This is a genomic window from Rothia sp. BD8 (assembly GCF_044878465.1).
GTDB lineage: Bacteria > Actinomycetota > Actinomycetes > Actinomycetales > Micrococcaceae > Rothia > Rothia kristinae.
Map to the genome: position 1 here is coordinate 182,187 of NZ_JANJES010000004.1, position 15,326 is coordinate 197,512.

Below are 15,326 nucleotides of genomic sequence, written 5' to 3' on the forward strand. Positions count from 1 at the left end.
CGATCCCCGGGCGGCGCGGTGAGCGTGCCCGGGGATCGCGAGGCGGCGGTGTGCGGCCCTGAGGGGCTCGGTCGCCTACTTGGCGTGCTCCTCGACCTCGTCCAGCACCCCGTTGGCCGCGGTGATGCCGGCGTTGAGGTAGAACTCGTCGTCATCGACCTGGAAGGCGTGGTCGCTCTTCACCGCTTCCAGACCGGACCACAGCGTCTCCTTCGTCAGGTCCGAGGCGTCCCCTCCCTGCACCCCGTAGAAGAGGTAGTCTCCGTCGGCCTGGTCCAGCTGCTCGGCGCTGATCTCCTGGCTGGTCTTGTCGAAGCGCTGGGTCTCCGGGCGGCTCAGGCCGGCGTCCTCGGCGATGGAGCCGACGAAGCTGGACACGCCCCAGATGCGGATGCGGTCCGGCTGGTAGCGCAGGAAGGAGATGGTCTTGTCCGAGCCCACCTGCTCGCCGACCTTCTTGGCCCGCTCGGCGTACTCCGCCAGCTTCTGCTCCCCCTCCTGCTGCTTGCCCAGGGCGGAGGCCACCAGCAGGTAGTCCTGCTTCCAGTTCACCCCGGTGCCCTCGGTGACGACGGTGGGCGCGATCCCGGACAGGGACTCGTATGCGGAGTCATCCTTGAGGGTGTTGTTCACCAGGATGAGATCCGGCTTGAGGTTGGCGATCTTCTCGATGTTCGAGGAGGTGCGCGAGCCCACGGATTCGATCTTCCCCAGCGCTTCGGCATCATCGGCGTAGGCCTCGGTCAGGTACTCGGGCACGGCATCGGCGTTCTTGGCGGAGGTGGTGCCCACGGGCACGACGCCGAGGTCCAGCACGTCATCCATCTGGCCGGTGGAGATGACCACCACCTTCTTCGGCGCGGCGTCGATGGTCACGTCACCGCGGAAACCCTTGACGGTGCGCGGGAACTCGCCGTCCTTCGCGGTGCTGCCCATCCCGCTGGGCAGGGCGCTGGGGGCGGGGGCGACCGAGGCGGAGGCGCTCGAGGACTCGGAGGCCGAGGAGTCGGCGGAGGATCCGTCGCCGGAGCAGCCGGCCAGTGCCAGGGCGCCGGCGGCCAGGAGGGCCAGGGGTGCGAGCAGGGGGCGTTTCTGAGACGTCATGCCCCTGAGGTTACCCTTAGTCACGATGAAGTCACCCCATCTCACCTCGGCGGACACTGCGATCCGCGCCACGAGAGGGGCACCGGACCCCTCCTCCGGGCGCCGTCGGGGCGGGTCCGGGCGCCTGCTCCTGGTGGTCCTGGCGTCGGCGGCGGCCCTGTTCGCGCTGTTCGTCCTGAGCCTCGCCCTCGGCTCCCGCACCATCCCCTTCTCCCACACGCTCGCCGCCCTCCTCCACCCGGATGGCGGCGCGGAAGCGCTGGTGATCTGGCACCTGCGGATGCCCCGGGCCCTGGCCGCCGTCGTGGTCGGGGTGGGGCTGAGCGCGGCGGGGCTGGTGATGCAGGCCCTGACGCGCAACCCCCTGGCCGAACCGGGGATCCTGGGGGTCAACGCCGGGGCATCGGCGGCCATGGTCCTCGGGGTCGTGCTGGCCGGCGCGCACGACGCCGCGGGGTACGCCTGGTGGGCGCTGGCCGGTGCCGCCGCGGCCGCCGCGGTGGTGTTCCTGCTGGGCCGCGGCGGGACCGGCCCGGCCTCTTCATCCGGGACCGCCACCGGGGGCTCCTCGCGCCTGCGCATCGTCCTGGCCGGCACGGCCCTGGGCGCCTCGCTCGGCTCCGTCACCGGCATCATCACGATGGTCGATTCCGCGGCCTTCGACGCCCACCGCTTCTGGGTGGTCGGGTCTCTGGCCGGACGGGATATGGCGACGGTCGAGGCCACCGCACCCTTCGTCCTGGTGGGAGCGGTGATGACGCTGATCCTGTGCGGTCCGCTGAACGTGCTGCTGCTCGGCGAGGACTCCGCCGCCGCGCTCGGGGTTCGGGTGGGTCCGGTGCGCGTGCTGGCTCTGGCGGCCATCACCCTGCTGGCCGGGGGCTCCACCGCCCTGGCCGGTCCGGTGGCCTTCGTCGGACTGGTCGTCCCGCATGTGCTGCGCCTCCTCCTGGGACCGGATCTGCGTCGCCTGATGCCTCTGGCCCTGGTGGCCGGCCCCTGCCTGGTGCTCGCCTCGGACATCATCGGGCGGGTCGTGGCCGCGCCCGCAGAGATCGCCGTCGGGGTGGTCACCGCGTTCCTGGGGGCGCCGACCCTCCTGTGGCTCGTCGTGAGGGGACGCTCATGAGCCGCGGCATGTGGCAGCGTGCGGCCACCGCGGTCGCCGTGATCGGCATCCTGCTCACGGCCGCCGCCACGCTGGTGTTCGGCACCTACGACATCACCCTCGATCGGGTCTGGCAGACCCTGACCGGCGGCGGCTCCCCCATGGACCGCCAGATCATCCTGGAGCAGCGCCTGCCCCGCCTGTTGGCCGCCCTCGTGGTCGGCGCCGGATTGGGGGCCGCGGGAGCGGTGTTCCAGACCCTCTCCAGGAATCCCCTGGGCAGCCCGGACATCCTGGGGTTCACCACCGGTTCGGCGACGGGCGCCCTCATCGTGTCCCTGGTGCTCCCGGGGATGCGCTCCGGGGAGGCAGGCGCCGAGGCCGGCGGTCTCGGCATCGGCGTCGGCGCCGTGCTCGGCGGATTCCTCACCGCCGCCGTCGTCCTGCTGCTGGCCCGCCGCGAAGCCTCCGTGGGCTCCCGGCTGATCCTGGCCGGTATCGCCATCGCCGCTCTGCTGTCCTCCGTCAACGACTACCTGCTGACCAGCGCGGATCTGGAGGAGGCGGAGAGCGCCAAGACCTGGCTGTACGGCTCCCTGAACGCGCTGCGCTGGCCGGACCTGACCGGGTCGGGACCGGCGATCCTGCTCCTGCTATTCGCGCTGCTGCTGGGACGGCGGCAGCTGCGGATGCTGGAGCTCGGGGAGGACATGGCCGGGGGTCTGGGCGTCCCGGTGCGCCGCACCTCCCGGGTGCTGATGATGCTGGCCGTGGGGATCACCGCGGCGGCCATCGCCGTGGCCGGTCCCATCGGCTTCCTGGCGCTGGCGGCGCCGCAGCTGGCGCACCGCTGGTGGCGCACCGCCGGCCTGACGGTGGGCACCTCCGCCCTGCTCGGCGCGGGGATCCTCGCGGTGGCGGACTTCCTCGCCGCCCGGCTGCTCTCCCCCTTCGAGATCCCCGTGGGGCTGGTGACCGGGGCCCTGGGCGGGGTGTACCTGCTCTGGCTGCTGCACCGCGAACGCGAGCGCCTCTGAGCCCCACGGGGCGGCAGGTCAGCCGGCTGCTACAGCCAGTCCTTCTTCTTGAACACGCCCCACAGCACGGTGCACACGGCCACCATGAGCCCGAGCGCCCCGTAGTAGCCCCAGCTCAGGTCCAGCTCCGGCATGTGCTGGAAGTTCATCCCGTAGATCCCGGCGATGATGGTCGGGGCGATGAGGATCGCGGCCCACGCGGACATCTTCTTCATCGCGTCGTTCTGGTCCTGCGCCACCAGGGTGGCCTCCACGGTCAGGGCGTTCTGCAGGGCGGCGCGCAGCCCGTCCAGGTGGTCGGTGGCGCGGATCGCGTGGTCCTTCACGTCCCGGAAACGGGGAAGGAGGGTCTCGGGGGTGCCGTACTTCTGCGCCCCGCGCATCAGCAGCTCCATCATGTAGTTCAGCGGTCGGGTGGCCCGCTGGAACTTGACCACCTCGTTGAACAGCTCGTAGATGCGCTGCGAGGACTTCTCGTCACCGGAGAACAGGTTCTCCTCGATCTCGTCGAGGTCCTCGTCCAGCTCCACCAGGATCGGCTCGTATTCGTCCACGACGGCGTCGAGCAGCTGGTAGAGGAAGCACTGCGGATTCGCGGCCTCCTCCCCGGAGCGGCGCAGGGCGCGGCGCACCTGGTGCACGGCCCGGTGCCGGTCCCGCTTGCCGCGGGTGATGGCCAGGAAGTGGTCCGAGCCCACGAACAGGTGGGTCTCGCTGACCTCCAGCTTCTCCGCCCGGTCCCGGTAGGCCACCGGGTGCAGCACGAGGAACAGGGTCTCCCCGTAGCGCTCCAGCTTGGGCCGCTGGTGGCCCTCCATCGTGTCCTCCACCGCGAGTTCGTGGAGGTTGAGCACGCGGGCGGCCTCGTAGATCTCCTGTTCGTCCGGGTGGTCCAGGACCATCGTCAGGCACCCGCCGTCCTGCTCACCCCAGACGCGGAAGGCCTCGTCGGAGTCCTCGACCTCCCGGACCCGGCCCTCCCGCCCGACGACGGCGGCGTACGCGAGCGTCATCGGCCGCCTCAGTCCTCGATCAGGTCGCGCACGACGATGGTGTTCTCCCGGTCCGGGCCCACCCCGATCGCGGAGATGCGGCAGCCGGACAGCTCCTCCAGGGCCTCCACGTAGCAACGGGCGTTGGCGGGCAGATCCTCCAGGGTCTTGGCCCCGGAGATGTCCTCGGTCCAGCCGTCGAAGTGCTCGTAGATGGGGGTGGCGTGGTGGAAGTCGGTCTGGGTCATCGGCATCTCGTCGTGGCGCACGCCGTCCACGTCGTAGGCCACGCACACGGGGATCTGCTCGATGCCGGTGAGCACGTCCAGCTTGGTCAGGAACAGGTCCGTGAACCCGTTGATGCGGGCGGCCTGCCGGGCCAGCACGGCGTCGTACCAGCCGCAGCGGCGGGGGCGCCCGGTGTTCACGCCGTACTCCCCGCCGGTCTTCTGCAGGTAGGTGCCCCACTGGTCGAACAGCTCGGTGGGGAAGGGTCCGGCGCCCACGCGGGTGGTGTAGGCCTTCTGGATGCCGATGACCCGGTCGATGCGGGTGGGCCCCACTCCGGAGCCCACGCAGGCGCCGCCGGCGGTGGGGTTGGAGGAGGTCACGAAGGGGTAGGTGCCGTGGTCCACGTCCAGGAAGGTGGCCTGCCCGCCCTCCATCAGCAGGGTCCTGCCCTCGTCCAGGGCCTGGTTGAGCAGGAGGGTGGAGTCCACGATCATCGGCTTGAGCCGCTCGGCGTAGGAGAGGAAGTGCTGCACGATCTCCTCGGCCTCCACGTGGCGGCGGTTGTAGACCTTCACCAGCAGCTGGTTCTTCTGCCGCAGGGAGCCCTCCACCTTCTGGCGCAGGATGGACTCGTCCATGATGTCCTGCACGCGGATGCCCAGCCGACCCACCTTGTCCATGTAGGCCGGGCCGATGCCGCGCCCGGTGGTGCCGATGGCGCGCTTGCCGAGGAAGCGCTCGGTGACCTTGTCCATGGTCTGGTGGAAGGGGGCGACCAGGTGGGCGTTGGCGGAGATCCGCAGCCGGGAGGTGTCCGCACCGCGGGCTTCCAGCCCGTCGATCTCCGCGAACAGGGCCTCCGGGTTGACCACGACGCCGTTGCCGATCACGGGGGTGGCGTTGGGGCTGAGGATCCCGGCCGGCAGCAGCTTCAGCTCGAACTTCTCGCCGCCGACCACCACGGTGTGTCCGGCGTTGTTGCCGCCGTTGGGCTTGACGACGTAGTCCACGCGCCCGCCGAGCAGGTCCGTGGCCTTGCCTTTGCCTTCGTCGCCCCACTGGGCGCCCACGATGATGATTGCTGGCATGTCGAGAGAAGCTCTTCCTGGTCGGGGTGAGGCGCCCGGGCCTGCGCGGGCGCCGTCGTCGGGACGACGGCGAGCGGGCGCCGCCTCCCAGGATACCCGGTGCGCCCAGCGTGGGCGCCGGTTAGCCTGGTGTGCATGAGCTTCCTCGATGCCGAGCCGCGGGCCGCCGAGTCCATCCACCTCGTCTCCTGGGCCGGGTGGCCCAACTTCGGGGACGAGCTGATCGCCGCCCGGTGGCTGCGCTTCCTGGCCGAACACCGCCCGGAGGCGGAGGTGTGGCTGGACGTGCGCCACCCCGGCACGGTCTCCTCCCTGCTGCGCGGCCTGCACCCGCGGCTGCACGTCACGGACACCCTGTTCCGCGCCCTGGACGTCGCCGAGCACACCGCGGACCGCACCGTCGCGGACCTGGTGACGCACCTGGGCTCCCCGCACTTCGACTCCGGCCTGCTGGACCTGCGCGAAGCCGGCACCCTGCATCTGCTGGGCGGCGGCTACGTCAACGGGTACTGGCCCCGCAACGACGGGCTCGTGGAGGGGATGCGCGCCGCCGCCGAGATCTCCGGAGCGAAGCTGGTGGCCACCGGCCAGGGCATGATGCCGCTCGGAGCGGAGCTGTTCGAGGGCTTCGACCACGTGGGGGTGCGCGACCGGCCCAGCGCCCGCGCCCTGGGCATCGAGCGGGGCTACGACGACGCCTACCTTCTCGAGGATCCCCCGGCCCCCGCGCTGGACGGGGCTGAGCCGCGGGAGCTGTGGGTGTGCGTGCAGAGCGACGCCCTGGATCCCGACGCCTTCGAGCGGCTCATCGCCTGGACCCGCGAGCAGATCCGGGCCCTGGGCTTCCCCCGGGAGCGGGTGCGCTACGTCGAGGCCATCCCCGGGGACGACTACGCCGGCTACGAGCGGCTGAAGGATCTCATCGCCGAGGACGGCTTCCTGCCGTTCACCGCCTTCTGGCGGGACGGCTTCGACTTCGGTCCGCACCAGGTGTGGCTGAGCACCCGCTTCCACCACCACCTGGTGGGGGCCCTGCACGGGGCGCGCGGGATCGCCCTGAACGGGCACGGCGGCTACTACGACGTCAAGCACGAGTCCCTCCGGGACCTGGGCACCCGCTGGCTGCTCAGCGACGGCGACCCGTCCCGCCTGCACCGCATGGAGGAGCTGCGCCGCCCGGCGGACTTCTCCGCGATCTGCGCGGCCAAGGTCCAGGAGGCCCGCTCGATCTACCGCTGAGCCTGCGCGCACCCGAACGCCCGAACGCCCGCGGCAGCGGCCCGGAGCCGGCGGCGGCTTCAGCCCTCTCGAGCCTTCCGGGAATGCGACGAGACCGGCCCGCCCGCCCGAACCCCCTGATCGGGGGCCGGACGGACGGGCCGGTCTCGCGCGGTGCGGGCCTCAGCGGTTGCCCAGCACCTCGTGGTCGTAGCGGTAGAGGAAGGCCGCCATCTGACCGCGCTCCACGGAGGCGGAGGGACGGAACGTGCCGTCGTTCCAGCCCTTGGCGATCTTCTGGTCATTCATCCACGCCACCTGCCGGTAGAACACGTAGTTGGTGCTCACGTCCTTGAACGGGGACTTGGCCGGCGGGGTGTAGGCCGGGGATCCGGCCATCCGGTACATGAACGCCGCCATCTGACCCCGCTCCACCGAGGCGGAGGGACGGAACGTGCCGTCGGGCCACCCCGTGGTGATGCCCTGCGAGGCCAGCCAGCCGATCTCCTTGTAGAAGACGTAGTTGGTGCTCACGTCCTTGAACGGGGACTTGCTCGGCGGGGTGTAGGCCGGGGACCCGGCCATCCGGTACAGGAAGGCCGCCATCTGTCCGCGCTCCACCGGGGCGGAGGGACGGTAGGTGCCGTCCGGCCATCCGGTGGTGATCTTCTTGGTCGCCAGCCAGGCGATCTCGTTGTAGAAGGGGTAGGAGGTCGGCACATCCTTGAAGCGCGGGTTCTCCACGACCTCGGTCTTCCCGCTCTTCACGGTCAGCACCTGGGCGCGTCCGCCATCCTCGCCCTGCTTGATCCCGGAGAGATCCCCGGTGCCGTTGTGCAGGTGCAGGAACAGGGCCTGGGCGTCCTCCGCGGAGCCGCGGGTGACGCTCAGGGTGCCCGGCTCATCGCTGAGCAGCACGGAGTTGATCCTCTTCGAGGAGTCGAAGGCGACCTTCGGCTGGTTGGGCTTGAAGGTGATCGCGTCCGTGGAGTCGATCGCGTCGCTCTGAGCGTAGGAGAAGGTGGACACGGCGTAGCTGATCGACAGATCCTTCTGCGCCGGGTCCAGCCCCATCTTCGTCAGGTCCACCGGCAGCACGATGGCGTTGGTGTCCATGGTGTTGGTGTCCGTGTCACCCCAGGAGCCGTTCAGCGGCTGCTGATCCGTGTACACGATGTTGCCCGCGCCGTCGCGCTGCAGGCTGTTGCCGACCACGCGGACCAGCCCGACCAGCGGGTAGTCCAGGCCGGTGGCCCGGGTGGTCACGACCACCCAGTCCGGGCGGCCGTTGCCGTCGGTGTCCAGCAGCACCTGGAACTCGCTGCTCGGCATCACCGAGACGAGGTTGCCCCAGGTGGAGATGCCGATGGCGAGCTTGCCGTCCTTCACCGCCGTGCCCACGTACTGCAGGTCCAGGGCCTGAGTGGACGGGGCCGGCAGGGAGGTGGACTGCAGCCGCGGGGAGCTCGCGCCGAGCTCGAAGGCGCCCAGGGCGGAGCGGTAGCCGCCCTGGTTCAGGGCCGTCCCGGCCAGGCTGACCTGGGTCTGGGCGGTCTTGGCGTCCTTGAACTCGATGGCGTTGGCGTCCACCTTCATGTCCGAGACCGGCTTCGGGGCGATCTGCAGCGGCAGCCGCAGGTCCTGGCCGTTCTCGGAGAGCACCAGCCGGCCGGAGAGGCTGCCGATGTACTGGCGGGCCTTGCCCAGCTGGATCTTGGCCTGGGCCGGGTCCTGGGTCTTGACCAGGGCCTTCGGGTCCACGGTGGCCGTCACGGTGATGGTGGCCTTCCCGCCGGAGCCCACCGAGACGGTGGGATCGTAGGAGAAGGAGACCCCGGGCATCTGTGTGGTCCCGGCGAAGGAGACCACGTAGGTGTGGGCCCGGTTGCCGATGTTGTCCACGGTGATCTTCCGGGTGAACCTCTGCACGTCGCCGTTGGTCTTGGCCTCGGTGACGCCGAAGCTCTGGCTGACGATGTCCGGGCGATCCGCGTTGTAGACGATGACGTCTTGGTTCACGGCCCGCACCGCATCCACCCGGCCGGACCCGACCCGCTCCACGGACTCCGTGGCGCCGTTGGCGTTCTTGACGTCGTGGGTCGCGGTGTTCATGATCGCGGCCTTGACGTTCTGCGGGGTGTAGTTCCGGTGCTTCTGCCAGACCAGAGCCGCCACCCCGGAGGTGTGCGGGGTGGCCATGGAGGTTCCGGTCATCACCTCGATGCCGTTGCCCGAGCCCACGCCCGCGGAGGCGATCGAGGTGCCGGGGGCGGCGACGTCGGGCTTGGTGTACCCGGCCGAGCCGTGCTCGCCGCGGGAGGTGGAGGCGTTGGAGTAGTCCTGGGAACCGCTGTCCACCCGGCCGGCGCCGATCATGCCCGGGCCGACCTTGATGCGCAGGGTCCCGGCCTTCGCCGCGGCGTCCACCTTGTCCGCGGAGGCCTTGTCCAGGCGGATGCCCGGGATCCCGGAGTTGCCGGCGATCCCGGCGTCCTCGACCGTGACGTCGCTGGTCAGCACCACGCCCTTGGCCCCGGCGTTCTGGGCGTTGTCGAAGCGGACCTTGGAGCCGCAGGGGTACTGCCCCGTGGCGTCATCGGCCCAGTCCAGGTACACCCACTTGCCGGCGAAGTCCTGCCCGGTGAAGGGCTGGCAGCCGTACTTGTTGGCCTCGGGCACGGTGGTCACGGTGCCCTCCAGCTGCTCCGGCTTGGCGGCCGTGTAGTCGAAGGACTGGCTGTAGGAGCCGGTCACATCGCCCTTCACATCCTCCGGGGCCAGGACCTCGGCCTGGTCCACGGCCACGGTGGAGCCGATGGAGTTGGCCACGGTCAGGGCGGAGGTGGCGCTGCCCGGGCTGCCGGCGACGTCGTAGGAGTCCCCGGCGTTGCCCGCGGCGATCACGGAGAGGACCCCGGCCCGGTTCAGGGCGTTGACGATGTCGTTCTCCGGGTCATCGGCGATGCCGAAGTCCGAGCCGATGGAGATGCTCGCGATCTGCGCGGCATCCGAGTAGTCCCCGTCCCCGTTGGGATCCAGGGTGCGGTCCAGGGCGGCGCCGACCAGATTGGTGGAGCCCTCGCAGCCGAAGACCCGCAGCGAGGTCAGCTTGGCCTCGGGGGCGGTGCCCGGTCCGATCTTCATGGCCTTGACCTCATCCGCGGTGAGCTTGGAGTAATCCCCCGTGAAGGTCTTGCCGTCCTTCGTCACCCCGTAGCCGCCGGCGGTGCCCGCGACGTGGGTGCCGTGCCCGGCGGCCTTGCAGTCCAGCGGGTTGGCATCCGGCTGCGGGACGGAGGTGGCCAGGCGGGCGTCGTAGGCGTCACCGGCCAGGTCGTAGCCGGAGATGACCTTGTTCGGGTCGATCAGCCCGGAATCCTTCGTGGGGAAGGTCTTCAGGTCCTTGGCCTTGGCGTAGGCCTCCTGGGTGCCCGGTCCGCCGAAGTCCGCGTGGGTGTAGTCCAGGCCGGTGTCGATGACGGCGATGGTCACGTCCTTGCCGGTGACGCCGGGGTTCTCCCAGGCGCTCGCGGCGCCGGTGTCCACATCCGCTCCGGCGTTGACCCGCTCCTTCGGGATGATCTTGGAGATGCGCTGGACGTCGTCGCGCTCGGTGAGCTTCTTGATCTGGTCCGCATCCCCCTGCATGGCCACCCCGCGCAGGGCGTTGTGGGTGGTGTAGAGGACCTGGGAGCCGGAATCCCCGGCCATCTGCTGGCCGGTGGCCTGGACCTGGCCGGCGATGGCCTGGACCTGGCTGGCGCGGTTCTGCAGCTCTCCGCCGACGCGACCGCCGGCCTGGGTGGCCTCGAAGGCGCTGACGCCCTTGAGCTGGACGTACACGGCGATGTTCCCGTGGGCCTCGGCGACGTCGTCGGCGAGGACCGGGGAGGAGGAGCCTGCGGACAGCGAGGTGTCATCCGGGGCGCTGCCCTGGATGGTCTCGGCGAAGGCTGGCAGGCCCGAGGACAGGGCCAGCGTGAGCCCGAGTGCTGCCGCCGCGCAGGCTTTCGCGCTGCGGCGGGACCCGGGGAGGAATCGTGGAGACATCGACGTTCCTTCGGTGCGAGGGATGGGGAGACCCCGCCCTGACGAGCGGAGATTTCTCTAACATGTCCTACGGATCACGTGAGGTCAAGCACTTCCCGTGAAGTTCCTGTAAATCTTCCTATGTGTCTCCCGGTCGCCGCCGGATCTGGGGCAGGATGGACGCTCCCCCGGCGACGCCGTCGACCAGAACATCCACCAGAACCGACCCGTGAGGATCTCCGTGACCCAGCAGCCGCAGCACCAGCCCTACGCCCAGCAGCCCGTCCCCGAGGCGCCGAACGTGCGCGTCCTGGCGGTGCTCTCCCACCTCTCCTCGCTGCTGGGCCTGGTGATCTCGGTGGGCACACTGAGCTTCCTGGGGCCGCTGATCTTCTGGTTCGTCTACCGGGACCGACCGGAGTACGCCTTCGTGCGGGCCTGCTCCGCAGGGGCGTTCAACTTCAACCTGATGCTGTGGCTGGTGAACATCGCCGCGGGCATCCTGGCCCTGGTGACCCTGGGCATCGGCCTGATCGCGGCCGTGCCGATCTGGGGCGTCACCTCCCTGGCCGCGATCATCTTCCACATCATCGGGGCCGTGCAGGCCCACCGCGGCGAGGTCTTCCGCTACCCCCTGCAGATCCGCGTGCTGCGCTGAGGCGGGAACGGGGCGCGGGCCGCGATGGGCCCGCGCCCCGCACCTTCGGCTGAGTTCGCGCCTCAGTCCGCGGCGGCCAGATCCGGGTAGGCCTCGGCCACCCCGGCGCAGGTGATCCGCCCGTCCCGGGTGTTCAGTCCCGCGGCCAGCCCGGCGTCCTGCGCCAGAGCCTCCTCCACGCCCTCGGCCAGGCGCAGCGCGTACGGCAGGCTGGCGTTGTTCAGGGAGGCCGTGGCCGTGCGCGGCACCGCGCCCGGCATGTTGGCCACGCAGTAGTGTCGGATGCCCTCCACCTCGAAGATCGGGTCCTGGTAGGTGGTGGGGTGGGAGGTCTCGAAGCAGCCGCCCTGGTCGATCGCGACGTCGATCAGCAGCGTCCCCGGCTTCATGATGCCCAGGTGCTCCCGGCGCACCAGCTTCGGGGCGGCCGCGCCCGGCACCAGCACGGAGCCGATGACGACGTCGGCCTCGCGCAGCTCCCGCTCGATGGTCGCCGGGTTCGAGGCGAGCACCCGCGCGGTGGCGCCGAACAGCTCGGTCAGCTGCCGCACCCGGGGCAGGTAGGCGTCCAGGATGGTCACCTCCGCCCGCAGCCCCACGGCCAGCTGCGCCGCCTGGGTGCCCACGACACCGCCGCCGAGCACCAGGACCCGCGCCGGACGCACTCCGGGGGTTCCGCCGAGCAGGATGCCGGGCCCGCCCTCGGTGCTCAGGGTGTGCTGGGCGGCGGCCTGGGCCGCCAGGCGCCCGGCGATCTCGGACATCGGCGCCAGCAGCGGCAGGGCCCGGCCCTCGCGCACGGTCTCGTAGGCGATCGCTGTGGTCCCCGCGCTCAGCAGGGCCTCGGTCAGCGGCCGATCCGCGGCCAGGTGCAGATAGGTGAACAGGGTCAGGTCCTCACGCAGGAACCCGAATTCGGAGGCAATGGGCTCCTTGACCTTGACCAGCAGCTCGGCCTCGCCCCAGGCCTCCTCCTGGGTGGTCAGCCGCGCCCCGGCCCGCTCGTACTGCTCGTCGGTGAAACCGGAGCCCTCTCCCGCGCCTCGCTGGATGAGGACCTCGTGTCCGCGGTCGGCCAGGGCGTGCACGCTGTCCGGCGTGAGCCCGACCCTCCGCTCGCTGGGCTTGATCTCGGTGGGAACACCGATGCGCATGGGAGCATCCTCCGGTTGGTCGTGGGTCTCGGATGGGGATGGCCCACCACGTCGTGGTCCGCACCACCATCATGACACGAGGTGCCGATCACACCGAACAGGAGCGCGCTCCGTGTCGGGCATCCGGAGCCGCCCACCCGGTCCCCGGCCTCAGCCGGCGAGGTGCTCCCTCGCGGTCGGGTCGGCGTCGTGCAGGAAGGCCTCGATGCGGTGGGCCTCATCCTCCTCGCCGATGGCGGCGGCGGCCTGCCCCAGCAGGTGCAGGCAGGTCAGGAAGCCGCGGTTGGGCTCGTGGGAGTACGGTACCGGCCCGTGGCCCTTCCAGCCGTGGGCCCGCAGGGCATCGAGACCGCGGTGGTAGCCCACCCGGGCGTAGGCGTAACCCTCCACGAGGTACCCCTGCTCCAGGGCGTCGCCGGCGATGACGGACCAGGCGAGGGAGGACTTCGGGAAGGCCTTCACCAGGTCCTCGCCTTCGTCGCCGGCCTCGATGCGGACCCGCACCTGCGGCTCCTCCTCCAGCAGGGTGGGCTCGGGGGCGTCCAGCAGATTCTTTCCGGCCAGGGACATGGCGGCTCCTCACGTGCTCGCTTGCGGGGTTGACGGCCAGCCTATCCCGCCCGACGCGACGACGCCGCCCCCGGGTCCCTTCCGCGGGGGAAGGGCCGGGGGCGGCGTGGACTGCGCGGGATCCGCTTACTTCATGCGGGTGCCGGCGGAGCCGAGGTTCTGGCAGGCCTCGACCACGCGGTCGGCCATGCCCTCCTCGGCCTTGGCGCCCCACACGCGCGGGTCGTACATCTTCTTGTTGCCGACCTCGCCGTCGATCTTCAGCACGCCGTCGTAGTTGGCCAGCATGTGCCCGGCCACCGGACGGGTGAACGCGTACTGGGTGTCGGTGTCCACGTTCATCTTGATGACGCCGTAGGAGACAGCGTCGGCGATCTCCTGGGCGGTGGAGCCGGAGCCGCCGTGGAAGACGAGGTCGAAGGGCTTGTCCTTGCCCAGCTTCTGCCCGACCTCGGACTGGATCTGCTGCAGCAGCTCGGGGCGCAGCTTCACGTTGCCCGGCTTGTACACGCCGTGGACGTTGCCGAAGGTCAGGGCGGTCATGTAGCGGCCCTTCTCCCCGTTCTCACCCAGCGCGTCGATGGTCTTCAGGGCGTCCTCGGTGGTGGTGTAGAGGGAGTCGTTGATCTCCCCGACCACGCCGTCCTCCTCGCCGCCGACGGCGCCGATCTCCACCTCGAGCACGATGTGGGCCTTGCCGGTGCGCTCGATCAGCTCGGAGCCGATCTTGAGGTTCTCATCCAGCGCGATCGCGGAGCCGTCCCACATGTGGGAGTTGAAGATCGGGTCCTCGCCGCGGGCCACGGCCTCCTCGGACTTCTTCAGCAGGGGCAGCACGAAGCCGTCCAGCTTGTCCTTGGGGCAGTGATCGGTGTGCAGGGCGATGTTGACGTCGTACTGCTGGGCGACCTCGCGGGCGAAGGCGGCGAAGGCCAGGGAGCCGACGACCATGTCCTTCTTGGAGGCGCCGGACCAGTAGGCCGCACCGCCGGTGGAGACCTGGATGATGCCGTCGGACTCCGCCTCGGCGAAGCCGCGGATCGCGGCGTTGAGGGTCTGGGAGGAGGTCACGTTGATCGCCGGGTAGGCGAAGCCCTTCTCCTTGGCGCGGTCGAGCATCTGCGAGTAGACGTCTGGGGTGGCAATGGGCATGGCAGGCTCCTTCTTCGACGACGTGCGCGCCAGCCGGTCTGGCGGTGCGCCTTCCGAGCGATCCGGTGCTCGTCCCCCGTCAGCGGTGGGTGCGCCGTCGCTCGCTCGGTCCCCAGTCTACCAACGGATTGCGTGTGATCCAGAGGGTTTGGCCCGGTGTTTCGGAACCGAACCCACAGAAACCCACATCCGCGGCGTCGCCCCCCCCGGACACGGGGGCGCCCGCCCCGGCCCGTGATGGGCCGGAGCGGGTACCCCTTCCGGGTTCCCGGATCAGTAGGGCAGCGAGTACAGCTGCTGATCCGCGGCCCGGGGATCGCGGTCATCGTCCCCCAGGAGCAGGAACATCCGGTGCTGCTCCCCAGCAGAGTCCCGATAGGACAGGGTGTACCGGCCAGAGGGCAGCTGCGGGAGCACCCCACCCTCCAGGACCGCCGCGGTGGGTCCATCCTGCTTCCAGGTGGTCCCGGCATCCACGGTCACCGCATTGCCGGTCACGGAGTCCCGATAGGTGATGTCCACCTGCGGGTTCTGCTCGACCACCTCGGCCGCGGTCCGCGGATCCACGGCCCCCACCGTCAGGGACTCGAGCCCGATCTGGCGGACGGGCACCCCGAGGACCCGGGTCTGGTGCGCGTTCTCCTCCGTCATGACCGGCTCCAGGTCCGCGCCGTTGGAGTAGACGGTGCCCATCTCCAGCTGCGGGGCGGAGCTGGGCTTACCGTCGGGGTCCAGGTAGATGGGCCCGCCCGCGGCGCCCTCGGCGAACTCAGGGGTCACCGGGCCGCGGATCTGCACCATCTGATGGCCCAGGTCCTGGGCGATCAGGGGGTGCTCGGAGAGGTCCAGGACCCCGTCCTTCACGGGGAAGACCTGGGTCTGGCCGCAGGTGCCGTCCCCGATCTTCACGTCGTACTGCCCATCCGGGGCGTTCACGAGGGTCGAGTCCCCGGCCCCGGCGGGCACCTTCACCTCGAACTTCGGG

At 70.5% G+C, this 15,326-nt stretch carries 12 protein-coding genes; 4 read left to right on the forward strand and 8 right to left on the reverse strand.

What is annotated here, in order from left to right; all coding sequences use genetic code 11:
* Positions 1 to 75: 75 nt before the first annotated feature.
* Positions 76 to 1,104 carry an iron-siderophore ABC transporter substrate-binding protein gene (locus NQ707_RS05005; protein ID WP_100463784.1) on the reverse strand — a complete coding sequence of 343 codons (1,029 nt, stop codon included), beginning with the start codon at positions 1,102 to 1,104 and terminating at the stop codon, positions 76 to 78.
* Positions 1,105 to 1,129: 25 nt separating this feature from the next.
* On the opposite strand from NQ707_RS05005, the gene NQ707_RS05010 reads away from it, so the two are divergent.
* Positions 1,130 to 2,233: a FecCD family ABC transporter permease gene (locus NQ707_RS05010; protein ID WP_404434994.1), complete on the forward strand. Its 1,104-nt coding sequence runs from the start codon at positions 1,130 to 1,132 to the stop codon at positions 2,231 to 2,233.
* Positions 2,230 to 3,249: an iron chelate uptake ABC transporter family permease subunit gene (locus tag NQ707_RS05015; RefSeq protein ID WP_133566306.1), complete on the forward strand. Its 1,020-nt coding sequence runs from the start codon at positions 2,230 to 2,232 to the stop codon at positions 3,247 to 3,249. Before NQ707_RS05010 ends, NQ707_RS05015 begins: the two co-directional genes overlap by 4 nt.
* Positions 3,250 to 3,278: 29 nt before the next feature.
* Here NQ707_RS05015 and NQ707_RS05020 read toward each other — a convergent pair whose 3' ends face one another.
* Together NQ707_RS05020 and NQ707_RS05025 are read right to left on the reverse strand one after the other, a co-directional pair.
* Positions 3,279 to 4,262 carry a magnesium and cobalt transport protein CorA gene (locus NQ707_RS05020; protein WP_058731004.1) on the reverse strand — a complete coding sequence of 328 codons (984 nt, stop codon included), beginning with the start codon at positions 4,260 to 4,262 and terminating at the stop codon, positions 3,279 to 3,281.
* A gap of 8 nt (positions 4,263 to 4,270) precedes the next feature.
* The gene (locus NQ707_RS05025) at positions 4,271 to 5,560 is read right to left on the reverse strand and encodes an adenylosuccinate synthase (protein WP_133566304.1); all 1,290 of its coding nucleotides are present in this window, start codon (positions 5,558 to 5,560) and stop codon (positions 4,271 to 4,273) included.
* A gap of 135 nt (positions 5,561 to 5,695) precedes the next feature.
* On the opposite strand from NQ707_RS05025, the gene NQ707_RS05030 reads away from it, so the two are divergent.
* Entirely contained in the window at positions 5,696 to 6,799 is a 1,104-nt protein-coding gene (locus NQ707_RS05030) for a polysaccharide pyruvyl transferase family protein (protein WP_404434995.1), read from the forward strand.
* Between the two features lie 162 nt (positions 6,800 to 6,961).
* Here NQ707_RS05030 and NQ707_RS05035 read toward each other — a convergent pair whose 3' ends face one another.
* The gene (locus NQ707_RS05035) at positions 6,962 to 10,828 is read right to left on the reverse strand and encodes a S8 family serine peptidase (RefSeq protein ID WP_404434996.1); all 3,867 of its coding nucleotides are present in this window, start codon (positions 10,826 to 10,828) and stop codon (positions 6,962 to 6,964) included.
* A 220-nt stretch (positions 10,829 to 11,048) separates the two neighbouring features.
* Here NQ707_RS05035 and NQ707_RS05040 point away from each other — a divergent pair, with 220 nt between their 5' ends.
* Positions 11,049 to 11,465, forward strand: coding sequence for a DUF4870 domain-containing protein (locus NQ707_RS05040; protein ID WP_061225582.1), 417 nt, complete (start codon positions 11,049 to 11,051; stop codon positions 11,463 to 11,465).
* 62 nt (positions 11,466 to 11,527) lie between these two features.
* On the opposite strand, the gene ald is transcribed toward NQ707_RS05040, so the two are convergent.
* The 4 genes from ald to NQ707_RS05060 all read right to left on the reverse strand — a co-directional run bounded on the left by ald (position 11,528) and on the right by NQ707_RS05060 (position 15,313).
* Positions 11,528 to 12,619 carry an alanine dehydrogenase gene (gene ald / locus NQ707_RS05045; RefSeq protein ID WP_404434997.1) on the reverse strand — a complete coding sequence of 364 codons (1,092 nt, stop codon included), beginning with the start codon at positions 12,617 to 12,619 and terminating at the stop codon, positions 11,528 to 11,530.
* A gap of 150 nt (positions 12,620 to 12,769) precedes the next feature.
* Complete coding sequence (locus tag NQ707_RS05050; protein WP_058730998.1) at positions 12,770 to 13,189, reverse strand: DUF3151 domain-containing protein; 420 nt, start codon at positions 13,187 to 13,189, stop codon at positions 12,770 to 12,772.
* Between the two features lie 126 nt (positions 13,190 to 13,315).
* Entirely contained in the window at positions 13,316 to 14,341 is a 1,026-nt protein-coding gene (gene fbaA / locus NQ707_RS05055; RefSeq protein ID WP_058730997.1) for a class II fructose-bisphosphate aldolase, read from the reverse strand.
* A 273-nt stretch (positions 14,342 to 14,614) separates the two neighbouring features.
* Positions 14,615 to 15,313: a hypothetical protein gene (locus NQ707_RS05060; protein WP_061225580.1), complete on the reverse strand. Its 699-nt coding sequence runs from the start codon at positions 15,311 to 15,313 to the stop codon at positions 14,615 to 14,617.
* Positions 15,314 to 15,326: the final 13 nt, after the last annotated feature.